Origin of the sequence: [Clostridium] clostridioforme AGR2157 (assembly GCF_000424325.1) — a bacterium.
GTDB lineage: Bacteria > Bacillota > Clostridia > Lachnospirales > Lachnospiraceae > Enterocloster > Enterocloster clostridioformis_A.
Genome location: NZ_AUJR01000056.1, coordinates 23,326 through 30,048, shown reverse-complemented (window position 1 = coordinate 30,048; position 6,723 = coordinate 23,326). Strand labels below are relative to the sequence as shown.

The 6,723-nt window shown below is 47.9% G+C and carries 6 protein-coding genes; 5 read left to right on the top strand and 1 reads right to left on the bottom strand.

The window, feature by feature from the left end:
- On the bottom strand, positions 1 to 115 hold a 115-nt coding region (locus tag G614_RS35110; RefSeq protein WP_420341535.1), incomplete at its 3' end, for an IS66 family transposase.
- Between the two features lie 31 nt (positions 116 to 146).
- On the opposite strand from G614_RS35110, the gene G614_RS0119655 reads away from it, so the two are divergent.
- From G614_RS0119655 to G614_RS0119635, 5 genes are all read left to right on the top strand, one after another.
- Positions 147 to 344, top strand: a complete 198-nt coding sequence (locus G614_RS0119655) for a hypothetical protein (RefSeq protein ID WP_027643323.1) — start codon at positions 147 to 149, stop codon at positions 342 to 344.
- 403 nt (positions 345 to 747) lie between these two features.
- Positions 748 to 2,109, top strand: coding sequence for an alanine/glycine:cation symporter family protein (locus tag G614_RS0119650; protein ID WP_027643322.1), 1,362 nt, complete (start codon positions 748 to 750; stop codon positions 2,107 to 2,109).
- A 346-nt stretch (positions 2,110 to 2,455) separates the two neighbouring features.
- A complete protein-coding gene (locus G614_RS0119645) occupies positions 2,456 to 3,178 on the top strand; it encodes a FadR/GntR family transcriptional regulator (RefSeq protein ID WP_027643321.1) in 723 nt (240 codons plus the stop codon).
- 356 nt (positions 3,179 to 3,534) lie between these two features.
- Positions 3,535 to 5,256, top strand: a complete 1,722-nt coding sequence (ilvD, locus tag G614_RS0119640) for a dihydroxy-acid dehydratase (protein ID WP_027643320.1) — start codon at positions 3,535 to 3,537, stop codon at positions 5,254 to 5,256.
- A 70-nt stretch (positions 5,257 to 5,326) separates the two neighbouring features.
- Positions 5,327 to 6,688 carry a GntP family permease gene (locus G614_RS0119635; RefSeq protein WP_027643319.1) on the top strand — a complete coding sequence of 454 codons (1,362 nt, stop codon included), beginning with the start codon at positions 5,327 to 5,329 and terminating at the stop codon, positions 6,686 to 6,688.
- Positions 6,689 to 6,723: the final 35 nt, after the last annotated feature.

Here is a 6,723-nt window from a genome sequence, read left to right as displayed (position 1 = left end):
GTGCGTCATGCCAGTACCGCCTCATGTGGGCAAGACAGCCGCACCGGATGACATCTTTCAGTTTATTGTAGCCGCCGAAGCCGTCGCAGGTAAGGGTATGATGTGGAACTGAAATATGTAAAGAGATACACAGGAGTTAGAAGGTAATGGCAAATAGATGGGCAGAAGCGTTTTCTGGACTTGGAAGGGAATTACTTGAAGGAATAAGAGACAGGTTTCAGGAAATGGATGATGCGGCATTTGAAGAACGAGTTATTGGTATTGAAAATGCAACTGCTGCGATGTTGGTTTCCGAAAGTAAATTCCATTTCTGTTTACATACTATAAATATTCTGCCAAGCTGAAATGAGATAAATTTTAAAAAAGTATAAAATTGACTAAAAATCTCTAAAAACTAGATGAATAATTATTGAATTTATAGATAAAGTATGATAATATAAAAACAATCTATAAAAATTCCTTTTTCAAACAGTACAGGTATAGATTTTTTCTTTATGAATAATGTAGTACCATGCTGGAGGAATCAGGAAAACTCCAGGGAGATTCTGTGAGAGCGCGAAAGCGCAGGACAGATATAAGCGTCCATAAAATCTTCCATGCTCACGGGCAAAAGGGAGGCATACTTTCTCATCTATGGTGGGTGTCCCTATTGTATGTGTAAATCCCGCTCTTTGGAGCGCTGATTATATCGGCACAAATATGAATGCCGCTATATGCGGCCAATTAAACGTATAGGGGGAATTAGAAATGGACGTTATTACAAATCTCGTAGCAAAAGGCAACAGTTTTCTCTGGAGTTTCCTGTTGATTGTTCTTCTGTGCGGCACCGGAATTTTCTATACGATCCGCTTGAGGTTCATCCAGGTGAGAAAGTTTGGTGAAGGCTGGAAACTGGTATTCGGGCACCTCAGCCTTAACGGCGAGAAGCACGAAAAGGGTGAGATGACACCGTTCCAGTCAATTGCAACCGCAATTGCAGCCCAGGTTGGTACTGGTAACCTGGCAGGTGCTGCCACAGCTCTTTTAGGAGGCGGACCTGGTGCTATCTTCTGGATGTGGGTAAGTGCGTTCTTTGGTATGTCAACCATTTATGCAGAGGCAACTCTGGCTCAGAACTTTAAGACTGAGGTAAATGGTGAGGTAACCGGCGGTCCTGTTTATTACATAAAGGCAGCTTTTAAGGGCACCTTTGGCAAGGTCCTGGCAGGATTATTTGCAATCTTTATTGTGCTTGCCCTGGGATTCATGGGCAACATGGTTCAGGCCAACTCCATTGGCGCTGCATTTACAGAGGCTTTTGGAGCATTTAACATAACGATTTCACCAGTTATCATAGGCGTTATTGTAGCAGCCATTGCAGCATTTATTTTCCTGGGCGGAACACGGAGGCTTGCATCCGTTGTTGAGAAGATAGTTCCTATCATGGCAGGCGTGTATATTGTGGGAAGCCTGATTCTTATTATCATGAATATTACCAACCTTCCTGCAGCTATTAAGATGATTTTTGTAGGTGCATTTGATCCTCAGGCAGTATTAGGCGCAGGCGCAGGTATCGCAGTAAAAGAAGCCATCCGTTTCGGTGTTGCAAGAGGCCTTTTCTCTAACGAGGCTGGTATGGGTTCCACACCTCATGCACATGCAAGGGCTACCGCAGAAAATCCTCATAAGCAGGGACTTTGCGCTATGATCAGCGTATTTATAGATACATTTGTAATCCTTAACCTGACCGTATTTTCCGTACTGACCACAGGCGCCTTAGAGTCTGGCAAGAACGGTACTGCTCTTACACAGGCAGCTTTCATGAGAGGATTTGGCTCCTTGGGTATTGTGTTCGTTGCAATCTGCCTATTCTTCTTCGCATTCTCTACGATTCTGGGCTGGCATTTCTTTGGCCTTATCAATGCGAAGTACCTGTTTGGCGATAATGCAGCAAAGGTTTATTCCTTATTGGTGGTAGCTTGTATTATCATCGGTTCCGCTCTGAAACTGGAGCTGGTATGGGATTTGGCGGACTTCTTTAATGGCCTGATGGTTATACCTAATGCCATGGCCCTGCTTGCCCTAAGCGGCCTGGTGGTACAGATATGCAATAAGTACAGTCGTAAATAGCATATGGCATAGTAAAATAAATAGTTTATTAGCGGCAGCTTTTCTGGAATATTATCCGGGGGAGCTGCAGCTTTTTTCTTTCCTTTCTTGTACCGATGAAAATCTTGTTTGCCGGGAATTACTATGAAAATGTGTTTGCTTTTTAAACTGGTGCCGGTGTCGGGCGATGAAAGACTTCCGGACTGATGGATAGATATTTTGTGCATTCTGATAATTAACATACTGGCAGATTTAAGAGGACAGCCATGAAGCATTCATGCATATATTTGTAAACCGGTTTAAAATGTGTTAGAATAAATAGGATTAGATTACACAGCAATAACCGGGAAAGGATGTCTTTAGGAAAATGAAGAAGGCCAACAAAGGAGAACTGTCCAATCTGAAAAACAAACTGCTGGCAGAGCAGGTTCAGGAGCAGATATACCGGTATATACTGGACACGCCCATAGCCGTAGGCGCTAAGCTTCCCAATGAATTTGAGCTGGGAGACAGGTTCAGCGTGGGAAGGAGTACCATCCGGGAGGCGGTGAAGCTTTTGATTTCCAGAGGAATCCTTGAAGTCAGGAGGGGGTCCGGCACGTATGTGGTCAGCACTACGCCGGTGGACATAGATCCCCTGGGCCTGGGGGCTGTGGAGGACAAGATGGCCCTGGCCCTGGACCTGGTAAATGTCCGCATCATACTGGAGCCGGGAATTGCAGAGATGGCGGCTCTCAACGCAACGGAGGAGGATGTGGAGAAGCTGAGGAACCTGTGTGACAGCGTGGAGCGGAAAATAAAGATTGGAGACAGTTATATAGAAGACGATATCGCCTTTCATACCTGTGTGGCTGAATGCTCCAAGAATAAGGTGGTGGAACAGCTGATCCCCATTATTGATACGGCTGTCCTTATGTTTGTCAATGTGACCCATAAAAAGCTGACCGATGAGACCATCATGACACACCGGGCAGTGACGGACGCCATTGCGGAGCACGACCCAATCGGTGCCAAGACCGCCATGATGATGCATATGACTTTTAACAGAAATATGATCAGGCAGTTGATGAAGGATGGACGTGAGGCATAGGAGTATGGGGCAGTGCAGGAGTATGGTACCTATAAGTTTTAGCGGTCCCTGGAAACAGATAAAGGGGAATACTTAGACTTATAGGTATTTTTTTGTTGTGATTATCTTAAAAACTGAAAAAATACATCTGACGACTTTTGGGGAAGAACTAGAACAACAACAGCGAAAGGAACAAGGAAATGGAATTTTATGGAAGCATAACAATAATGGTTTGGATATAGTGCATAAATAAATCAAATTTTTTTGATAATATAGTAGAAAATAAATCTGATGACTTGAAAGAATAATCTAGAAATGCTACTATAAAGCCATAAATAAGTCAGACGTCAGATGTAAAAAAAAGAGGAGGCATTTTTATGGAACTGAACAGTCAAAGAGTAAGAGCGCTGGCACCGGAGAACGACCCGCTAAAAATCGGCATGGGATGGAAGGTGGAGGACCTGGATAAACCGCAGATTATGGTTGAGAGCACATTTGGTGACAGCCATCCGGGCAGCGCCCATCTGGACCAGTTTGTGAACGAAGCCATGCGGGGAATCGCAGATGCAGGCGGAAAGGGGGCCAGGTATTTTACCACAGACATATGCGACGGCATTGCCCAGGGACATGACGGCATCAATTACTCACTTGCACACAGGGATATGATTGCCAATATGATTGAGATTCACGGCAATTCCACGGGATTTGACGGGGGTGTGTTCATCGCAAGCTGCGACAAATCCGTGCCTGCCTGCCTGATGGGACTGGCAAGACTTGATATGCCGTCTATCGTGGTGACTGGCGGTGTCATGGATGCAGGTCCCGACCTGTTGACCCTGGAGCAGATTGGCGCTTATTCAGCCATGTGCCAGAGAGGTGAGATTACCGAAGAAAAGCTTACTTATTATAAGCATAATGCCTGTCCATCCTGCGGAGCCTGTTCCTTTATGGGTACTGCCTCCACCATGCAGGTCATGGCCGAATCACTGGGCCTGATGCTTCCCGGCTCTGCGCTGATGCCTGCAACCTGCGTGGATCTGAAGGAAATGGCATATAAGGCAGGCCTCCAGGTCATGGAACTGGCCAGGAAGGGGCTTAAGGTAAGCGATATCGTGACCATGAAGTCATTTGAGAATGCCATTATGGTGCATGCTGCCATATCCGGCTCAACCAATTCCCTGCTTCATATCCCGGCCATTGCCCATGAGCTGGGACTGGAGGTTGACGCTGATACATTTGACCGTATGCACAGAGGGGCCCATTACCTGCTGGATATCAGGCCTGCCGGTAAGTGGCCGGCACAGTTCTTCTACTATGCAGGCGGAGTCCCCGCAGTGATGGAGGAAATAAAGTCCATGCTGCATCTGGATGTGATGACCGTCACAGGAAAGACCCTGGGAGAGAATCTGGAAGAGCTTAAGGCCAACGGATTTTATGACAAGTGCGACGGATATCTGAAAAAATGGGGGCTGAAGCGCACCGATGTTATCAGGACCTTTGAGGAACCCATCGGAACAGACGGAACAGTGGCCATATTGAGAGGGAATCTGGCACCGGAGGGCTCTGTGGTGAAACATTCTGCTGTTCCCAAGGAAATGTTCAAGGCAGTTCTGAGGGCAAAACCTTTTGACTGTGAGGAGGATGCCATTGAGGCAGTCATTTCCAGGAAGATACAGCCGGGAGATGCCGTGTTCATCCGATATGAAGGACCTAAGGGATCGGGAATGCCGGAAATGTTCTATACCACAGAAGCCATCTCCTCTGACCCGGAGCTGGGCAAGACCATAGCACTCATCACGGACGGCAGGTTCTCCGGGGCATCCAAGGGACCAGCCATCGGACATGTATCACCTGAGGCAGCGGACGGAGGGCCCATTGCCCTGGTGGAAGAGGATGACCTTATTCGGATTGATATACCGGAACGCGTCCTGGAAATCATAGGCGTGAAGGGAAAGGAACTTCCAGGGGAAGAGGTGGAACGTATTCTTGCAGAGCGCAAAAAGGCCTGGAAGCCCAGGGAAGCAAAGTATAAAAAAGGCGTTCTTAAAATTTATTCCGAACATGCCGTATCTCCCATGAAGGGCGGATATATGGTCTGATTGCCGGAGAGTGGCCGGGAATATCGGTGGTTATAGGGATATTGTGTGAAATTATAGGAGGTTAATAAGTATGACAACAACAACTGCTGCAGCTCTGGATCCGACCAGACTGATTATCGCGGCTCTGGCAGGGCTGGTGATTCTGCTGCTTTTAATCATCAAATTCAAGTTGCAGGCAATGATTTCTATTCTGGTAGGCGCAGTGGCCATCGGCCTGATTGCGGGAATGCCGTTTGCGGATATCGTAAGCTCTGTGAATGAAGGAATTGGCAGTACACTTAAGGGAATCGCCCTGCTTGTGGGCCTGGGCTCCATGTTCGGCTCCATATTGGAGATATCAGGAGGCGCACAGACACTGGCCGTCACCATGGTGAAGAAATTCGGTGACAAGAAGGCTGCCTGGGCCCTGGGAATCACGGGCCTTGTCATTGCCATGCCGGTATTCTTCGATGCGGGACTCATCATTCTGATTCCTCTTGCCTTTTCTCTTGCCAAGAGAACCAAACGTTCCTCTCTGTTCTATGCCATTCCCCTGCTGGCCGGTCTGGCAGTAGGCCATGCATTTATCCCGCCCACACCGGGGCCGGTGCTGGTGGCTACCATGCTTGGCGTGGACCTGGGCTGGGTCATCATGATAGGTATTGTGTGCGGCATATTTGCCATGATAGTGGCCGGTCCCATATGGGGTACTATCTGTGGAAATAAGTACGACATCCCGGTTCCGGGACACATTGCAAACCAGGAGGATTTTGACGAATCCAAGCTTCCCAAGTTCGGGACAATCGTGGGAATTATTTTGATTCCACTGGTTCTTATTATCCTGAATTCCATTGCAAAGGTGGTTCCTGCCCTTGCCTCTGTACAGCCGGTGTTAGGATTCCTGGGTGAGCCATTTGTGGCTCTCACCATTGCGACGATTGTGGCCATGGTCCTTCTGGGATACCGTCACGGATACAGCAATGAGGAGCTGGAAAAGGTACTGACCAAGTCCCTGGAGCCTACGGGCCTGATTCTTCTGGTAACGGCCTGCGGCGGCGTGCTGCGGTTCATGCTTCAGAATTCGGGTCTGGGTGATGTGATTGGAAACGCAGTGTCATCAGCCTCCCTTCCGATTGTGGTAGTGGCTTTCGTGGTGGCTGCTCTGGTGCGTATTTCTGTGGGGTCTGCTACTGTAGCCATGACCATGGCGGCCGGCATCATTGCGGCCATGCCGGAAATCGTAACCCTATCCCCTCTGTACCTTGCCTGTGTCACAGCGGCAGTGGCAGGAGGAGCAACGGTCTGTTCCCATTTTAATGACTCAGGCTTCTGGCTTGTGAAATCACTGGTGGGACTGGATGAAAAAACCACCCTTAAGACATGGACCATCATGGAGACATTGGTGGGCGGCACGGGATTTGTGGTTGCCCTTATTATATCCTTCTTTGCTTAGGGATGGTTAGACGATGTCATTACATACAGGTGATG

What these genes read in the sequence shown, in the direction of transcription:
- G614_RS0119655 (WP_027643323.1), top strand. Translation starts at nt 147, where the DNA reads ATGGCAAATAGATGGGCAGAAGCGTTTTCTGGACTTGGAAGGGAATTA.
- G614_RS0119650 (WP_027643322.1), top strand. Translation starts at nt 748, where the DNA reads ATGGACGTTATTACAAATCTCGTAGCAAAAGGCAACAGTTTTCTCTGG.
- G614_RS0119645 (WP_027643321.1), top strand. Translation starts at nt 2,456, where the DNA reads ATGAAGAAGGCCAACAAAGGAGAACTGTCCAATCTGAAAAACAAACTG.
- ilvD (WP_027643320.1), top strand. Translation starts at nt 3,535, where the DNA reads ATGGAACTGAACAGTCAAAGAGTAAGAGCGCTGGCACCGGAGAACGAC.
- G614_RS0119635 (WP_027643319.1), top strand. Translation starts at nt 5,327, where the DNA reads ATGACAACAACAACTGCTGCAGCTCTGGATCCGACCAGACTGATTATC.